10 protein-coding genes are annotated in these 18,154 nt (G+C 70.0%); 6 read left to right on the top strand and 4 right to left on the bottom strand.

The annotated features are described in order from the left end of the window. The first annotated feature begins 159 nt into the window (after window positions 1-159). Window positions 160-1,032: a helix-turn-helix transcriptional regulator gene (locus JGU66_03015; GenBank protein ID MBJ6759719.1), complete on the top strand. Its 873-nt coding sequence runs from the start codon at window positions 160-162 to the stop codon at window positions 1,030-1,032. 107 nt (window positions 1,033-1,139) lie between these two features. On the opposite strand, the gene JGU66_03010 is transcribed toward JGU66_03015, so the two are convergent. Both JGU66_03010 and JGU66_03005 read right to left on the bottom strand, forming a co-directional pair. After that, on the bottom strand, window positions 1,140-2,693 hold the full coding sequence (locus tag JGU66_03010; GenBank protein ID MBJ6759718.1) for a hypothetical protein: 1,554 nt from the start codon (window positions 2,691-2,693) through the stop codon (window positions 1,140-1,142). Between the two features lie 280 nt (window positions 2,694-2,973). Beyond that, window positions 2,974-4,842, bottom strand: coding sequence for a sulfatase-like hydrolase/transferase (locus tag JGU66_03005; protein ID MBJ6759717.1), 1,869 nt, complete (start codon window positions 4,840-4,842; stop codon window positions 2,974-2,976). Window positions 4,843-5,119: 277 nt separating this feature from the next. Between JGU66_03005 and JGU66_03000 the strand changes: the two genes are divergently transcribed. The 3 genes from JGU66_03000 to JGU66_02990 all read left to right on the top strand — a co-directional run bounded on the left by JGU66_03000 (window position 5,120) and on the right by JGU66_02990 (window position 14,534). Then, entirely contained in the window at window positions 5,120-6,934 is a 1,815-nt protein-coding gene (locus tag JGU66_03000; protein ID MBJ6759716.1) for an OmpA family protein, read from the top strand. Between the two features lie 12 nt (window positions 6,935-6,946). After that, window positions 6,947-10,750 carry a DUF4215 domain-containing protein gene (locus JGU66_02995; protein ID MBJ6759715.1) on the top strand — a complete coding sequence of 1,268 codons (3,804 nt, stop codon included), beginning with the start codon at window positions 6,947-6,949 and terminating at the stop codon, window positions 10,748-10,750. 124 nt (window positions 10,751-10,874) lie between these two features. Beyond that, window positions 10,875-14,534, top strand: a complete 3,660-nt coding sequence (locus JGU66_02990) for a protein kinase (GenBank protein ID MBJ6759714.1) — start codon at window positions 10,875-10,877, stop codon at window positions 14,532-14,534. 7 nt (window positions 14,535-14,541) lie between these two features. On the opposite strand, the gene JGU66_02985 is transcribed toward JGU66_02990, so the two are convergent. Beyond that, window positions 14,542-14,880, bottom strand: coding sequence for a hypothetical protein (locus tag JGU66_02985; protein ID MBJ6759713.1), 339 nt, complete (start codon window positions 14,878-14,880; stop codon window positions 14,542-14,544). 181 nt (window positions 14,881-15,061) lie between these two features. Next, window positions 15,062-16,678 carry a sigma-54-dependent Fis family transcriptional regulator gene (locus JGU66_02980; protein MBJ6759712.1) on the bottom strand — a complete coding sequence of 539 codons (1,617 nt, stop codon included), beginning with the start codon at window positions 16,676-16,678 and terminating at the stop codon, window positions 15,062-15,064. A gap of 163 nt (window positions 16,679-16,841) precedes the next feature. Here JGU66_02980 and JGU66_02975 point away from each other — a divergent pair, with 163 nt between their 5' ends. Both JGU66_02975 and JGU66_02970 read left to right on the top strand, forming a co-directional pair. Then, window positions 16,842-17,165 carry a hypothetical protein gene (locus tag JGU66_02975; GenBank protein MBJ6759711.1) on the top strand — a complete coding sequence of 108 codons (324 nt, stop codon included), beginning with the start codon at window positions 16,842-16,844 and terminating at the stop codon, window positions 17,163-17,165. Beyond that, window positions 17,162-18,154, top strand: a complete 993-nt coding sequence (locus JGU66_02970) for a metallophosphoesterase (protein ID MBJ6759710.1) — start codon at window positions 17,162-17,164, stop codon at window positions 18,152-18,154. Before JGU66_02975 ends, JGU66_02970 begins: the two co-directional genes overlap by 4 nt.

Raw genomic sequence — 18,154 nt, 5'->3', positions numbered from 1 at the left:
TGGGCGCACCTTCCTCTTGGGGGCGGGGGCGCATCGCGCACGTTCCGCCTGTCGGGGAGCACGAACTGTCGTTCCCGGGCTCGAAGGTGGGCGTGCTCGAAAGCCGGGCGAGGACGCGGACCTCTCGCTACACCTGCTGCTTCTGGCTTGGAGTGTGCGATGGACCCGCGGAATGCGACGGACACCTCGGTAGGCGAGACCGAGGGGGGTGGCCTGCGGCGCTACGGACTGACCAAGGCCGGGGTGGGGTTGCACGTCGAGTCCCGAATCGAACCCCGCGGCCCGGTGACGATGGCCCCGTTGAGCGAGCATCTCCTGCTCGTGCAGATAGGGCGGCCGTCGCGCATGACGTGTCTTCGCCGGCACAGGTGCGGCCCGGGTGATGCGTCCTTGTTGCCAGTGGGGTTCTCCGGCTCTTGGGTCGATGAGACGCCCCGACAGGTGCTGAGCGTGCGGCTGGCCCCCGCGCTGCTTCGAATCGCCGCGGACGACCTGGGGCTCCCCCCGGAGTCAGCGGGCCTGAGTCTCCAGCATCACTTTCGCGATGAGCGGGTGGAGCACATCGTTCATGCGCTCGAAGCGGACCGCGCCGCCGACCGTCCCAATGGGCGGCTGTATACCGAGAGCCTGGGGCTGGCGCTGGCGGCGCATCTGCTGCGCCACCACGCGGCCCCCGTGGAGCCACGCAGTCAGCTCTCGCGGGCCCAGCTGCGGCGCATCGAGGACTACATCGAGGCGCATCTGGACCAGAACCTCTCGCTGGTTCGACTGGCTCGTCTCGTCGACGTGAGCACGTCGCACTTCAGGACGCTCTTCAAGCGGACGATCGGGCTGCCAGTGCACCAGTATGTCATCCAGCGGCGCGTGGAGCGGGCGAAGCGGCTGCTCCTGGAAGGCACGCTGCCCGCCAGCCAGGTCGCGCTCGAAGCGGGCTTCTCACATCAGAGTCACATGGCGCGCGCCATGCGGCGACACGTGGGCGTGACGCCCACGGTCTTCGCGAGGAGCGCACCGGGGCGCAGCGCCCGTTGAGACCACCTGCGCACCGGACGGCTCGAGCAAGGCGCGCGGCATGACCTTCGCCGGCGCCTCGATTCCCTCAGTCCTCCGTGCATCGAGCTGAAGTCACGCGCATCGGCTCACGGCGAGCAGAGGTTCGCGATGTTGTACTTCTGCGCCAGGTAGGAGCGAGCGCCGCTGTTCCAGAAGTTTCGGAGCGTCTGCTCCGCATGTGGCATCAGATGGCTGGTACTGCACGGGTCGAACTCGATGAGGGATTTGGACAAGTCGGCCGGGCTGTCGAAGTCGTAGGCGGTCGAGGTGCTCGTCATGTGGCACCCTCGGCAGTGCGGCCTGATGACGCCCTCGTACATCGCTCGGTCCGCATTGTTCGTCTTCCAAGCGGGAGGAATGTAGGTGCCCACCGAGACCGCCGTGGGGTCCGAAGGCGACTTCCCGCCATAGAGTCCCGTGAGGAAGTTGCTGGTTTCTGGGGACAAGGGGGTGAGCGCGACGAGGGCGTTCAGCTTGCGGAAGTTCTCCCGCTGCGCCTCGAAGTCACTCTGGCTCTGAAAGGTGAAGGAGTAGGGGTCGAAGGGGAGGAACCGGGCCGCGGTGTTGACGACGATGACGCCTGTTCCCAGCGCGTTGGCACTGGAGTTGAGGCCGTGACACGCCAGGCAATTGTTGGGCACCGATTTGTGCTGCCCCGTGGAGTCGAGTTGGGCGGTATTGGTGCGCGTCCCGTTCGCGTCGTACACCACAAACTTGATGGCATCCGCCAGGGTGTTCGGCGGCGTGTAGACCATCGCCACCGTTGCGAATGGGCCGGATCCGCTATGGGCCAGGGCGAGGGCGGTCGCAGGTGTCGCCGGAAAGGCGCCTTGTCCCGCGACATTGCCGTAATTGCTCACGTAGCAGGCCACGCCCGTTCCCAAGAGCGCGGCGAATGACTTGCAGTGCATCTCGCGCCCGAACCCGAGGTCGGCGGCATTGTAATAGATGGCCGTCACTTCGTTGGTGGGGAACCCGTACGCGGTCTTGAAGCCCTGCAGCGTCAACGGGAGGAGCCCGGTGGTGTAATAGACTGTGGTCGCGGCGTCGCCGGAGTCACCTTTCCTGCCCAGGTAGTCGTAGGCGTTGCTTCCCGCGTGGAGATCGGCTGGATTGAGCGCGGTGGATACGACAGCGATTGCAGGGGCTTGAGAGGCACACGCGGCGATGTAGTTCTGCCAGGAGTCCTGTGTGTGTTCGTAGTAGCACGATGAGTTGGTGGCATCATCGATGAAGGGCAGCGGCCCGGGTGCGCCCGATTGGAACTTCTGGACGACTCGAAGCTTCACCATCTTGCCCGCGGGCCAGCGCTGGACTTCGTTGGTGGTAGGGACCGGCGTGACGTACTTGGACAGCAGGTAGACCGGGTCGGGTGAGTTCGCATTCCAGGAGCCGGGCGTCGTGTTCGAGTACGCCGTGGTCAGGAGGTCCCAGTTCGCGTCGAGCGTCGGGTCGAGGTCGGGCTTCTTGAGGACCTGGATCTCCACTGGGACGTTGGGGGCACTGATGAACATGCCGACCAGAATCTGGATGCCGACCGTTGAAGTGCCGCCACGCGTCTCGCCCGACCTTGGGTTGGTGACGAACCCGGGCGGAACGGTTGCCGTTGTCAGTGCCGCGAGGAGTGCGAGTGTGACCATGGATTCCCTCCCTGAGAGTGATTAAGAAAGCTGGCCGGTCGGGTCCTGGCGGTCGCGGGGCCTGTGCTGCCTTGATTCTTGAGGTGAGATTGACGACGCGGCCGTCGTCCAAGGCGCGCTGCGCGGATGGTGCGGAAGGACCCAGGCGCCCGGCAGGCCGAGGAGCTGTCGGGTCTCCTCGATGCGCTCTCTTATACTCTGAGTGTCAGGGTACGGATATTGGACCTTGTGCTTACGCCGCGCCGAAGTTCGCGTGACGGTCCGCTCGCCGGGCGTTTGGTTACGCGCGCAGCTTGGTCCGCAGTTGGTAGGTGAGCTGTTCGCGCAGTCCCGTCAGGGCCTTGAGGGCGCGGTCGGCGCTCAGGCCCCAGTGCGCGGGAATCCGGGTGGGCTCCAGCACGGGTTCTCCGCCGCGCCAGCTCACCAGGTTCACTGCCTCGATTCCGTCTTGCGGCAGGTAATACAACTCATACTCCGCTTCGGCGTTGCCCTTGGGGTCCCAGTAGCGCACCAGCTTCCAGTCCGCCGAGCGGACGCACTGCACATGGCAGGGCTGCGTCACCACGCCCGGACGGATGGGCGCCTTCGCTTCGCTCGCCGCTCGGCGCACTGACTCCAGGAAGCTGCCGAACCTCATGCGGATGCCCTGCGCGGGCGTGGGCAGGGGCTCCGTCACCATGTCATCCGTGACGAAGAGGACCGCCTCGCGCGACTGCCCGTTCGGCTCCGTCACGCCAGGCGCCTCTCCGCGCAGATAGGGCGAAAGGTCCGCGCCCACCAAGGGCTGCACCGTCTGGTGTGGAATCTGTCGTGCCAGCCGGTCCCTCGCGCCCGCGTCGAAGCCCGCCAATCCCAACAGCGTGGGCACCACGTCGATGTGGCTCGTCACCGCGTCCCGGTACTCAATGGCAATCCCCGGATTGACGCGCCGGGAGGACACCACGAAGGGCACGTGGATGACCTCCTCATAGGCGCTGTGCCACTTCTGGATCATCCCCCGGTGCGCCCCGCCGTGCTCGCCATGGTCCGCGCAGAAGACCACCAGCGTGTTGTCCGCCAATCCGCTGTCCTTCAGGCAGCGCATGACCCGGGCGATCTGCCGGTCCACGAGCTGCTGGAGGAACGTATAGAAGCGCAGGTACTCCAGGAACCATCCGCGCGGGTTTCCGCTGAGCTGGAAAGGCAGAGGGGAGCGCGCCTCGCCCGCGCCGTTGCCTCGCGTGGCCAGCGCCAGCCCCACCTTGTAGGACGCGTCCAACTGCGCCCGGGGCTTGGTGTCCAGCGACTCCTCCAGGGTGGGCGGCAGCGTGGCGCAGTCGAGCGGAAGTCCCTCGGGGTTGAGCGCCACTGGCAGGGTGCCCTGGGGCGGTGGCTGCGTGCGCGCCCCGAGCGGCGGGATGCGCCGGGGCTGCCCTGGCTCCAATCCCCCGGGGAGCGCCTGGTTCCACTGCTGCGGATAGCCCGAGATGTCCCCCGGGTTCATCAAAGACAGCACCGCCAGCCACGGCTTGCCGGCCTCGTCTCGCGCGCGCTGGGGATTGCCGCCGAAGCCCAGCCCCGCGGCCTTGCGGCGCAGGAAGGTGACCGCCAGGTCGGTGAAGCCGATGTCCCGATAGACCCCCAGGTCGCCGTGGCTGTTCCCCTGCGGCTCCGGCTGGGACAGCTCCCAGTCCCCGAAGCCCCAGTCCTGGAGCGAGCCGTGCCGGGGATGCGAGACGTGCCACGTGCCGAAGTAGTGCGTGGAATAGCCCGCCGCCCGGAACCAGTCCCCCAGCGTGGGAACCCCATGCGGATCCAACCAGGGGAAGGCCGGGTCCGAGGCCTCCTTGAAGATGCCCTCGGATTGGGTCACGCCCGTCATCGCGCCGTACTGCCCCGTCAGCAGCGCGGTCCGGCTGGGCGTGCAGGCCGAGCTGGCGATGGTGTGGCGTTGGAAGCAGACCGCGTGCTCGCGCAGCGCCATGAAGCCGGGGAAGTGCCTCACATAGGCATTGCCCTCGCTCAGCGGCGCGAAGCCCATCACTTCCTTGATGCCTCGGGCCATGCCGACGTGTGCCTTGCTGGCCTCGTCATAGGCGAAGCGAGGGAACTGGAGCTGGCCCACCAGGAGCAGCAAGACATTGGGAGGGCTGGACGGCGTGGGACTCATCGTGTCGGGCCACGAAGCACGTTCCATTCCATGGAAATGAGGGCGATCCGCGGGGGCGGAACCCCGGCTGACGCGTCAACGGCCCCAATTAGGGCTTCGCGTTCCTGCCTTTGACGTGTCAGAAGGCGCCGCGTCCGGGTCCGATGTGGTGGGTCCGACCGGGCCTCGCTCGGAGCATGCGTCCCGCGTCCCGGTGGCGCGGTGCGTGCAAATCCGGACACCTGTTCATTGGGAGGAACCCTTGTTCGCGCAAAAGCATCGTTGGTGGCTTGGCGGAATGTCCGTGCTGTGGGCATTCACCGCGCAGGCCCAGAGTCAAAGCATCCCCGGTATCGAGCTGGAGCGGTTGCAGCTCAACCCCGGCGCACGAGACAGCCTGGTGCTGTCCACGGGCGACCTGCTCCAGAAGGGGCAGTACCGTCTCGCCCTCACCGCGCATTACGAGCGCAAGCCCTTGGTGTTGCTGGAGCGTGACGAGCAGCACGGCGTCATCGTCTCGGATCGCGTCACCGCGCACCTGAGCGGCGCCTATGCCGTCACGGATTGGTTGGAGTTGGGCGCGCAGGTGCCCCTCATGTCCCAGTGGGGACCGGACACCACGGCCCTGGGCGTCTCCTCGCCCGAGACCATGGCGCTGGGCACCCCGTGGCTCCAGGCGCGCGTGGGCGTCCTCTCCGAGGACCGCGACGGCCCCATGGACCTCGGCGTGCACCTGGGCGTCGGCCTGCCGCTGGGCAGCGAGAGCGCCCTCACCAAGGACCAGGGGTTTGTCTTCACCCCGCGCCTGGGGCTCGGCAAGTCGCTGGGCAACACGTGGCGGGTGGGCGCGGACCTGGGCGCGCTGGTGCGCACCAAGAAGTATGCGCTGACGCCCCAGACGCAGCCGCTGCGCGATGAGCTGGGCGTGGAGATGAACGGCGGCGTCAACGTCTCGGCGGGGCTGTTTGGCCTTCGCGAGGAGTTGGTGGTGCGCGGCACCCTGCCGGTGGCCAATGCTCCCAAGTCGCTCGAGGCCCTCTTGGGCCTGCGCGCCCCGGTGGGCGGCGGCTCGGAAGTGTATGTGATGGGCGGCCCTGGCTTTGGCCAGACGCCCGGCACCCCCAAGTTCCGCGTGCTCGCGGGCGTGTCGTTTGGCGCGGACGCGGCCCGGGTGGCGGAATGTGTGGAGGGTCGTCCCTACACCGTGGCGGAGTGTCCCGACCTGGACGCGGATGGCGACGGCGTGAAGAACGTCGCGGACCGCTGCCCGTCCGAGAAGGGCCTCGCCCAGCTCAACGGCTGCGCGGACACGGATGATGACCACGACGGCATCATGAACCTGGCGGACCGCTGCCCGGCCCAGGCCGAGAACGTCAACGGCTTCGAGGACATGGACGGCTGCCCGGATGATCCGGACTCGGATGGCGACGGCATCGCGGACTCGAAGGACGCGTGCCCGAAGCAGGCCGAGGACATGGACTCGTTCGAGGACACCGACGGGTGCCCGGACCTGGACAACGACAAGGACGGCATCGCGGACGCGAAGGACGCGTGCATGAACGAGGCGGGCCCGAAGGAGAACCGCGGCTGCCCCGACCAGGATCGCGACGGCGACGGTCTGGTGGACCGCCTGGACAACTGCCCGGACGAGAAGGGCACGGAGAAGAACAAGGGCTGCAAGGAGAAGCAGCTGGCGCAGATCGACGAGGGGCAGATCCGCATCCTCGAGTCCATCTACTTCGAGCAGAACAAGGACGTCATCAGCGCGCGCAGCAACAAGCTGCTCGACACCGTGGCCTCCATCCTCGCGTCGCACCCCAACATCCAGAAGCTCCGCATCGAGGGGCACACGGACAACAAGGGTGACGCCACCTACAACATGGACCTGTCCCAGCGCCGCGCCGAGGCGGTGGTGAAGTACCTGGTGAACAAGGCCGTGAGCCGCGAGCGCCTGGAGTCCAAGGGCCTGGGCCCCACGCAGCCCATCGCGGACAACAAGACGCTGGAAGGCCGCGCGAAGAACCGCCGCGTGGAATTCAAGATTCTGGGCGAGGCGGAGGGCGTGCAGGTCCAGCAGGGCGCCCCCACCTCCGACACCCTCGAGAAGAACTGAGGCATGCATTCCATGAACACACGTGTGACTCTCAAATCCGCGGCGCTCGTCCTCGCGCTGCTTTCCTCCCTCACGGGCTGCGAGTCGGAGGCGCCGCGCACGACGACGGCGACCTCCACGCTGACCCATCAGTCCTTCTCGGTGGTGGGCGACGGTCGGCTCAACCCGGGCGAGCAGTGTGACGACGGCAACACCGTGAGCGGCGACGGCTGTTCCGCCGCGGGCGTCATCGAGGCGGGCTACCTCTGCCACGTGCCGGGGCGCGCCTGTTCGCTGGCGAGCCTGTGCGGCAACAACGTCATCAACGTGGGCGAGGCCTGCGACGACGGCAACACGGTGGACAACGGCAACGGGTGCTCGGCGACGTGCGACCTGTCGCTGTGCGGCAACGGCGTCTTCGACAACAAGCAGTACCCGTCCTACGCGCAGGAGATCTGCGACGACGGCAACCGCTTCGAGGGCGACGGCTGCAGCCGCCAGTGCGAAGTGGAGCCGGGCTTCGCGTGCGCGGGCAGCCCCAGCCGCTGTGTCCGCGCGGGCGTGGCGGTGTTCAACACCGGCGTGGATGAGCACAACCGGCGCCTGGAGTCCGGCAAGGACTCGCACTGGCTCTACGTGGGCTCTGGCTTGCCCTCGGACCCGGGCGTGCGCAACGCCAATGACTGGCCCCAGGAGCTTCAGACGGCGCGCTACATGGCGGCGCCGCTGGGCGCGCCGGTCTGCGTGTACCAGGACTTCATGGTCCCCTCGACGACCAACGTGTCGCAGTTCCGTCTGCGGCTGGCCACCTTCAATGACAACCAGTTCGACAGCGCGAAGGTCAACGGCACCAACGTGACGCCCACGGTCATCAGCCAGCCCGCGGGCCAGCCCTGGCAGAAGAACATCATCCGCGAGTTCGGTGCCAGCTCGTCCTGGCGCCTGGGGCTCAACCGCATCGAGCTGTGCAACGAGAACGAGGAGAATGCGCCCAACGCCTTCCGCTACCTGTTCGTGGATGCGTACGACGACAAGTGCGGCGACGGCGTCATCTCGCTGCGCGAGGAGTGCGACGACCACAACACGGTCAACGGCGATGGCTGCAGCAATTCCTGTGGCATCGAGCCGGGCTATGGCTGCACCGGTCAGCCGAGCACCTGCGCCGCCACCTGCGGCAACGGCGCGCTCAACCCGGGCGAGCAGTGCGACGACGGCAACGCCACGGCCGGCGACGGCTGCAACGCGAGCTGCCGCGTGGAGGGTGGCTACTCCTGCCCCACCGAGGGCAAGGCCTGCGTGAAGACGTGCGGCAACGGGGCCATCGACCCGGGCGAGCTGTGCGATGACGGCAACCTGTTCGACTCGGACGGCTGCTCCGCGGCGTGCCGCATCGAGCGCGGCTACGAGTGCTCGGATGTCCCCTCCAAGTGCGCCACCCTGTGCGGCAACGGCCACCTGGACTCGGGCGAGCTGTGCGACGACGGCAACAGCAACCTGGGCGATGGCTGCTCCAACGCGTGCACCCTGGAGCTGGGCTACGCGTGCCCCGTGGTGGGCCAGCCCTGCGTGAAGACGTGCGGCAACGGCCAGGTGGACCCGGGTGAGCAGTGCGACGACGGCAACCTCGCGCCGCAGGACGGCTGTGGCACCGAGTGCCGCGCGGAGCCGGGCTACGCGTGCAGCCGGCCGGCGGCGGGGCCGTCCGTGTGCGTGGCCACCTGCGGCAACGGCACGGTGGACGCGAACGAGACGTGCGATGACAACAACACGAAGGCGGGCGATGGCTGCTCGCCGGGCTGTCTGGTGGAGACGGGCTACTCGTGCAACGGCGCGCCCAGCGCCTGCGCCACCCTCTGCGGTGATGGCATCACCGCGGGCAGCGAGAAGTGCGACGACGGCAACACGACGGTGGGCGACGGCTGCTCGGCCACGTGCGCCGTGGAGCCGGGCTGGAGCTGCCCGGCCCCGGGCAACACGTGCTTCAACTCCTGCGGCAACGGCAAGCTGGACGCGGGTGAGATGTGCGATGACGGCAACGCGGCGGCCGGCGATGGCTGCTCGGCCACGTGCGCCGTGGAGTCGGGCTACTCGTGCAGCGGCGCGCCCAGCACGTGCCGTACGTCCTGCGGCGACGGCGTGGTGGCCGGCTCCGAGGTGTGCGACGACGGCAACCTGTCCAGCGGTGACACCTGCTCGCCCCGGTGCTTGTGGGAAGTGGGCCAGGCCTGCGCGGCGTCCGGCGTCTGCGACAGCGGGCTGTGCAGCCCCTCCACCCACGTGTGCGTCGCGGCGAACGTCTGCGGCAACGGCGTGCTGGATGACGGCGAGCTGTGCGACGACGGCAACACGAAGGCGGGCGATGGCTGCTCGGCGAGCTGCGCCGTCGAGGCGGGCTACACCTGCAACCAGAACCCGTCCGTGTGCGCCGTGACGTGCGGTGATGGCGTCAAGGCGGCCTCCGAGGCGTGCGACGACGGCAACACGGTGAACGGCGACGGCTGCTCGGCCACCTGCGCCGTGGAGACCGGCTTCGCGTGCCAGAACACCCAGGTGCAGGCGTACATCACGCGCCGCGGGGTGGCGGAGTGCAACCAGGTGACGAGCATCACGTCGCCGTCGCTGGCCGCGGCGCTGGCGCAGCCCGCGCTCACCGTGCCGGGCCGCTACCGCATGCGCTACGTCTCGGGCGCGGTCAGCTACTCGGGCAACGCGTCCTGGTACCCCGGCATCCTGGGCGTCAACGCCTCGGGCACGGCGTTCCCGCTGGGCTACGGCGGCACCGTCACGGCCAAGGCCACGCGCGAGGAGGGCATGGCCTCGGGCTTCGGGCTGTCGCGTGACTTCGACGCGCTGACCGGTGACGTGCGCGTGGGCCTCATCGACACGGACTGCGGCATCGCCAACAACTCGAACACCGCGGTCACCTGGAGCGCGAACTCGCTCTCCATCTGCCAGCTCATCCCGGCGCTCACCCAGACGCAGCCCCACGGCACCACGGGCGTGGACCTGGGCGGCACCGCCACCCCGGGCGCCACCGTGACGGTGTACCTGGATGGCGGCACCACGCCCGCGTGCACCGCCACGGCGGATGCCACGGGCCACTGGAGCTGCACGGCCACCGGAGTCACCTCCGGCACGCACTCCGCGGTGGTGACGTCCACCGTGGTCAGCGCCACCGAGAAGGCGCCGGCGAAGACGTTCGTGCTGGACCTGCAGCCGCCCACCGCGCCGGTCATCACCGGTCCGGCTCCGGGCTCGCTGTTGGCCACGGGCACGCCCGTCATCCAGGGCACCGCGACCCCGGGCAACACGGTGACGGTGCGCGAGGGCTCCACCGTGGTGTGCACCGCCACGGCGGATGACACCGGAAAGTGGAGCTGCAAGCCGACCACGCCGCTGGCGGATGGCGCGCACACGGTGACGGCCACGGCGTCCAACCCGCAGGGCTCCACGAGCCCCGCCTCGAACAACGACTCGTTCCGCATCGACACGCAGGCTCCCGACACGGTCATCCGGCGGGGCCCCGAGGAGCGCACCGAGGAGGAGCAGTCGGGCTTCGAGTACGGCGCCTCCGAGGACGGCGTGCGCTACGAGTGCAGCCTCGACAACGGCGCTTACGGCGAGTGCCAGGAGTCGTACGACGTGAAGCCCGGCACGCACACCCTCAAGGTGCGCGCCGTGGATGCCGCGGGCAACGTGGACGCAACCCCCGCCGTCCACACGTGGACCGTGGCCTTCACCCGCGCCTTCGCGGGTGGTGGCTGCAGCGTCGCGCCTGATGCCTCCTGGCTGGGCCTGCTGGGCCTGCTGGGCCTGCGTCGTCGCAAGCGCGCCTGAGTCAGGGCGCGTGAGGAAGGCTCCGGGAGACAGACGACGGTGGACACCCGGCCCGGTGTCCACTCTCGGTTTCCCGGAGCCTGGTAGTTCCCAGAGCGCTCTCGTGTCTCCTGAGTGCCTGGGTATGCTGTGCCCCGTGCGAATGGCGGGGCGCGACGCGGGAACCGACGAGGAGGAGCTGCTCCTCGCGCTGGACGAGGGGCTGCTCTCCCAGGAGGAGGCGGCGGCCCTTCGGCAGGAGGCCCTGCGTCTGGCGCGCGGTCCCTTGGAGCTGCTTCGCGAGCGCGGCCGGCTCTCCGAGGACACGTTGCAGGTGCTGCGGCGCGAGCTGGGCCGCCCCGAGCTGTCACCGATGGCCGAGGTCGCTGGACTCCCGCACGAGGCCGCCACGCTGACCCCCGTCACGCCAGGGGCCTCCCCGCCGCCTTCGTCCGGTCCGCCCGCCTTCCCGGTGCCGGAGTGGGAGCGCTACCAGCCGGTGCGCTTCCTGGGGCAGGGCGGCATGGGGTGGGTGTTCCTGGCGTATGACCCGATGCTGCGCCGCAACGTGGCCCTCAAGTTCGTGCGCGGCGAGGACCCGGAGCTGGCGCGCCGCTTCCTCTCCGAGGCCCGCGCGCAGGCCCGCGTCCGTCACGCCCGCGTGTGCGAGGTGTACGAGGTGGGCGAGGTCCAGGGCCGTGGCTACATCGCCATGCGGTACGTGGATGGCCAGCCTTTGGGCGTGTTCGCCGAGTCGCTCACGCTGGAGCAGAAGGTGCTCGTGCTGCGGCAGGCGGCCGAGGGCGTGCACGCCGCGCATCGCGCCGGACTCATCCACCGCGACATCAAGCCCGGCAACATCCTGGTGGAGCGCGGCGAGGACGGTGACTTCGCGCCCTTCGTGATGGACTTCGGTCTGGCGCACGACTGGCGCGAGGAGGGCAGCAGCGCCAGCGCGGTGCTGGGCACGCCGCACTACATGGCCCCCGAGCAGGCGCGGGGCGAGGTGTCCCGGCTGGACCGCCGCGTGGATGTCTATGCGCTGGGCGCCACGCTCTACACGCTGCTCACGGGACGACCGCCCTTCACGGGCGCCACCGGGCAGGAGATCATCGCGCGGCTTCAGGCGGAGGAGGTGATGGCGCCGCGCTCGCTCGACGCGGACATCCCCCAGGACCTGGAGGCCATCGTCCTCAAGTGCCTGGAGAAGGAGCGGCCGTCCCGCTACGACTCGGCGCACGCGCTCGCGCAGGACCTGGACCGCTTCCTCGAGGGCGAGCCGGTGCAGGCGCGCCAGGGGCTGGGCTACCGGCTGCGCAAGAAGGCCCGGCGCCATCGGGTCGCGCTCGCGACGGGCGCGGCGGCGCTGGCCCTGGTGTCTGGCGCGGTGGGGCAGACGCTCCATGCCCGGCGCGAGGTGGCCGAGCGCGAGCGGCTGTCGCGGCGCTTCACCGAGCGGGTGGAGCGCATCGAGGCGGCGGCGCGCTACTCGGCGCTGGCCCGGTTGCACGACACGCGCGAGGACCGCGCGGCGCTGCGCCAGAGCATGGACGCGCTGGAGGCGGAGGTGCGCGAGGCGGGCGCGCAGGCGCGAGGGCCCGGTCAGTACGCCCTGGGGCGAGCGCTGCTCGTGCTCGACGACCTGGAGGGCGCGCGCGAGCGGCTGGAGTCCGCGTGGGCGCAGGGGTACCGGGAGCCTCGCGTGGCGTGGGCGCTCGCGCTGGTGCTGGGCAATCTCTATCGGGATCAGCTGCTGCTGGACGTGGAGCGCCGCGGGCCCGAGCAGCGCGAGGCGCGGCGCCGTGAGCTGGAGCAGCGCTATCGCGATCCGGCGCTCGCGTATCTGCGTCAGGCCGATGGGCCGGACGTTCCCGCGCCGCCGTTGTACGTGAAGGCGCTGTTCGCGTTCTACGAGGGCCGCTACGAAGAGGCGCTCGGACACCTGGAGGACATGGGCCGCGCGCAGCCCTGGTTCTACGAGTCTCCGCTCCTGCGCGGCGACATCCTCCTGGCGCGCGCCACGCAGCGTTGGCACCAGGGGGACCGTCCCGGCTCGCAGGCGGACCTGGACGAGGGGCGGAAGGCCTATCTCTCCGCCGCCGCGACCGCGGAGAGCCAGCCGGGCGCGCACTACGTGCTGGGCCGGTTGGAGCTGGCCGCGCTCGTCATGGAGCTGTACGGCGAGGGCAACGTGCTGCCGCACTACGAGCGGGGCTTGGATGCCTTGAGCCGCGCGCTCGTGGCCGCGCCGGATGACTACCGCGTGCACGTGCTGGAGGCGCGCTTCCACCGCCGGCTCGCCGAGCAGCGCTCCAATCGCGGAGGCGAGGACGTGGAGGCGCTCCTCGGCAAGTCCATCGCCGCGGCGCGCGCCGCGCAGGTGCTCGCGCCCAAGCGCGCGCGTGTGCCGTTGGAGCAGGCGTTGTCGTATCGGCTGTGGGCGCGCTACCGGCAACGCCAGGGGCAGGATCCGCGCGAGCAGCTCCGGCTGGCCACCGAGACCTTCGAGCAGATCCCCGCCGAGGAGCGCGACTATGCCTTTCACGTCAACCTGGGCCTGACGTGGCAGGTGTGGGCGGACTACGAAGGCGAGCATGGCGGCGAGCCGCTCGTCCATCAGGGCAAGGCCATCGATGCGTGCCTTCAGGCCATCCTCGTGCGGGAGAACCAATCGGACGCGTGGATCTGCCTGGGCGGGGCGTATCGCGCGCGGGCGTCCAATCCTCGCGCGCCGGACGCCGCGGGAGACCTGGCGCTGGCGCGGGATGCGCTCACCCGCGCGCTCACGTTGAACCCCGCCAACGTGCCGGCCTGCTTCCAGGCGGCGGACGTCTCCGAGCAGCTCGCGCATCGGCACCGCGACCGGGGCGAGCCCTTCACGGCCGACCTGGAGAAGGCGCTGTCGCTCTATGAGCAGGGCCTGGCCATCAATCCCAAGCTGCCGCAGCTGCACAATGGGCGGGGCTCGGTGCTGGTGTGGCACGCGGAGCAGCGCTGGGAGGATGGCGGAGACCCCGAGCCGCTCCTGGCCGAGGCCATGAGGGCCTTCACCGCGGCGCGCGACGTCGCGCCCCAGCAGGGCTTTGCCTACAACAACCAGGGCGAGGTGTGGTCGGCCCGCGCGGCCTTCCTGCTCGCGCGCCGCGACGACCCGGGCCCCGCCGTGCGCGCCGCCGAAGAGGTGTACACGCGGGCCCTCACGTTCCTGCCCGAGGACGCGGACGTGTGGACGAGCCTCGCGCGGGTGCGGGTGTACCGGGCCGCGTGGGTGCTGGAGCAGGGGGGAGATCCGGAAGCGGAGCTTGCTCCCGCGGAGGAGGCGCTGCGCCGGGCCCTGGGCTTCAACCCGCGCTTGGGCGGCGCGTGGCGCGCGCAGGGCGAGGCGCTCGCCGTGCGGGCGCGCGGCAAGGCGGCGCGAGGGCAGGCGGTGGAGGAGGACTTCGCGCGGGCCGCGAGCGCGTTTCATCAGGCGCTGGAGTTGGATCCGCGGCGCGCGGACTTGCGGCTGGCCTCCGCGGACCTGCACCGCGTCTGGGCGGACTGGAAGGCGCGCCAGGGCCGCGACTCCACGGCGGAGCTGCAGCAGGGATTGACGTGGGTGGAGGAGATTCTCGCCGCGCGGCCGAAGTGGGCCCGAGCCGCGGCGCTGCATGCCAGCCTCATGGGCGCGCGCGCGACGCGGCCCGCGTCCCCCGCGCAACAACAGGCGTGGAGGACTCAGGCTCGTGAGGAACTGGCGCGAGCGTTGGTGGACAACCCCAACCTCGCGCCGGTCTGGAAGGGCCGGCTCGCGGCGCTTCCGTAAGCGCCGACTACTTCGGCGGATCCGTCGAGACCTCCAGGCCGCCCTTCTTCACTTCGTGCTCCCCGCCGTGCTTGCTGTGCCGCTTCGGCATGTCGGGGATGGTCACGGTGAACGGATAGGCCCCCGACATGGCGGTGAGCGCCACGAAGGTGTTGGCCTGCTGGAGCGTCTGCCCATTCAGCGTGAAGGGATTGGGCGCGGTCAGGCAGGTCCCGTTGTCAAAGAACACGGTGACGGGCCCGATGATGCTGTCGAGCTGGAAGGTCACGGTGTCGCCCTGATTGACCAACTGGCTCGGAGAGTACCGGATGTCATCCGGTCGTATCTCGATGGTGACGTGCGTCATTGCGGTGAGGCTCCATTCCTCACGTGGGGATGTCCGGATGCTGCGGTCCACGTGAGATTGCAGGCACCGTACCAGCAGCGGCCGACGTCGCCGTCACTCGAAGATGCACCGAGCGCTCGCGCGTGAAGGTGGGGGCGGACGCGTCAGCGGCGTGTCACACGCGAGGCTGACGCGTCCAATTTCAGGGCTCGCCCAATCCCAGCTCACGCACGCGGCGCTGGAGGGCGCGGCGGGAGACCTCCAGCCGTTGCACCATCTTGTCCAGGTCCCCCTGGCACTCGTGGAAGCAGCGGGTGATCTCCTCCGGGCTCACGTCGCGAGCGGTGCGCAACAGCGAACTCTTGTCGATGAGGACGTAGACCGAGGAGCGGGGAATGCCCAGCCAATCCGCGGCGGCCTTGAGGTCCCACGAGCACGAGCGCAGGGCCTCCAGGAGCTCCTGCTCGCCCACGTCCGAGGGCTTGCGACGGGCGGGCTTCTCCTCGATGGGGCCGGGCGTGTCGGGAGCGGCGTCGGTCAGGGCTCGGCCGGGCACGGGGCTCGCTGCGCCATCCAGCTCCTGCTCCAGGCGCGCATCGACGCGGAAGCCCGGCAGGCCGCGACTGCCAATGACGAGCTGGCGGGCCACGTTGCGAAGCTGGCGGATGTTGCCGGGCCACGCGAAGCGCGCCAGTCGCAGGGCCAGCGCCGCGGGCAGCCAGGGCTCGGCTCTCGCGGCGGTGGAGGACAGGCGCGCGACCTCGCCCGTGGTCTCCAGCTCCTGTCGGGCGAAGTGAAGGAACAACGGCCCGATGTCCTCGCGGCGCTCGCGCAACGGCGGCACGCGAATCTCGAAGCCCGCCAGCCGGTGCAGCAGCGGGGCGCGGAAGAGGCCCTCCTCGCTGCGCGCCTCCAGGTTCGCGTCCGTGGCGGTGACGAGCCGCACGTCGATGGGCACCGGCGCGTGGCCGCCCACCGGATACACCTCGCTCGTCTCCAGCACGCGCAAGAGCGCCACCTGCACCTCGGGCGGGGCCTCGCCCACCTCGTCGAGGAAGAGGGTGCCTCCCTGCGCCGCGCGGAAGTAGCCGTCGCGCTCTCGCGTGGAGCCGGTGTACGCGCCGCGCTGCGCGCCGAACAGCTCGGCGGCGACCAGCTCCTTGGACAGCGCGCCCAGGTTGACGCTGATGAAGGGGCCCGCGCGGCGTGGGCCCTGCTCATGAATGGCGCGTGCGACCAGCTCCTTGCCGGTGCCCGTCTCACCGCGAATGAGCACGGGCACGTGGAGATCCGCCACGCGGCGAATGTCCTCGCGCACCTGCTGGATGGCCTCGCCCTGGCCCACCATGCCCAGGTCCCCGGCGACGGGCGCGCGGCCCGTGGAGGTCAGGTGCAGCAGCAGCACGATGCGCTCGGCGAGCACCAGGGGGATTCCCGCTCGGAGTTCCTCGAGCGAGAACTCGCGACCGCCGACGACGGCCTCTCCGGCCACCTGCACCTGCGTGCCGTCCTCGGGCACGAGCATCCGCAGGCCGCCGCGAGGACCGGGCTCGAACTGCACGGGCTTGCGGCTGAGGAACGGGTCTCCCAGCGGCAGGGCCATCAAGCCATCCGGGCGAGAGAAGTCCGGCGCGTTGCGAGACAGGCTGACGGGGCGGCCCACCTCGGCGAACGCCTGGAACAGGAGCCGCTCTCCGATGCGCTGCGGATGGGGATGGGAGACGAGCGTCAACGCCGGCACGATGCGCTGCGCCGGAGGATTCTGCCCCTGGCTGGGCACGGCGGTCGTCGACAGGTCGACGGCAATCTTCTGCTGCATGGGTGTTTGGGAGGGTGGCAAATGCTCCCGCGACTCTACACCGTCCCGTCAGGGGTGTCCCCGCTCCCGCCATTTTGGCGCGGCTGGCGGGGAGTCCCGTAGAATCGCGAGTGTCCAAGCGGAGACGGATGCGGGCCGGGGTGGGCGCGGAGACAATGGCACCATGATTCGACGAATGAAGCGGAGTGCGCTCCTGGTGGGGTGCGCGGTGTGGGCGGTGGGGCTGAGCGCGTGGGCACAAGGCCCGCGCCCGGATGCGGGGACGTCGCAGGTCACCAAGAAAGAGGCCACCGTGACCGATGCCTCGGGTGGGCACTGCACGGGCAAGGCGACGTTCTGCGGCGTCTATTCGCAGACCTTCTGCAACACGCAGCCGGGGTGCATCTACTACTTCAGCAGCAAGATGTGCTCGGGCATCCCGCCCAAGTGCGAGACGGCGACGAACGAGAAGTACTGCAAGCTCATCAAGGGATGCGCGTGGAAATGAGCGCGATCTCGCGAGGGAGCTGGGCCGTGCTGTGGCTCGTGCCCGCGCTGGCCGTGGCGGCGCCCCCGGCGGAGGAGCCGTACTCCTTCCAGGGTGTGGAGCGCGTCGTCGCGGTGGGCGATGTCCACGGCGACGTGGAGTCGCTGCGCGAGGTGCTGAAGCTGGCGGGTGTCATCGACGAGGCGGGGCACTGGGTGGGCGGCAAGACGCACCTGGTGCAGACGGGAGACATCCCGGACCGGAGCGAGCACACCCGGGATGCCTATGAGCTGCTCATGCGCCTGGAGGTCGAGGCTCGGCGCGCGGGCGGGCGCGTGCACGCGCTCCTGGGCAACCACGAGGTGATGAACATGCGCGGGGACCTGCGCTACGTGACGCCGGGAGAGCGCGCCACGTTCGCGGATCAATCCTCCGCTCCGGAAGAGCCGTTGGATCCGCCCGGCACGGCGGGGCACCGCGCGGCATACGCGCCGGACGGTCGCTACGGCAAGTGGCTGCGCTCGCACGCCGCCGTGGTGCGCATCAACGACACGCTCTTCATGCACGGAGGGCTCGCGCCTGGCGTCCCCGAGAAGACGCTCGCGGGGCTCAATCGCTGGGTGCTCCAGGACGTGACGCCCGGCGCTCCTCCCGGTGGCGGCGTGGCGCGCGAGGGGCCGCTGTGGTTCCGAGGCTACGCGCAGGACGAGGAGTCCAAGTGGGACGCGGGCCTCACGCAGGTGCTGGCCACCTTCGGGGCGCGGCGCATGGTGCTGGGCCACACCACGACGGAGGACGGGCGCATCCACGTGCGCTTCGGGGGGCGCGTGTTCATCATCGACACGGGATTGAGCACGGGCTACGGGCACCACCTGGCCGCGCTGGAGCTGAAGGGTGACCGCGTCACCGCGCTCTATCCGGAGGGGCGCGTGCCGTTGTTGCCCGTGCCGCCGGCGGTCCCCGCGGCGAAGCAGCCGGCCCCGGCGCCCGCGAAGAAAGCGGTGCCCTGA

This window comes from Myxococcaceae bacterium JPH2 (assembly GCA_016458225.1).
In the GTDB taxonomy this organism is placed as follows: Bacteria; Myxococcota; Myxococcia; order Myxococcales; family Myxococcaceae; genus Citreicoccus.
Note: the sequence above shows the minus strand (reverse complement) of the source record. Positions and strands in the feature narration are given on the sequence as shown.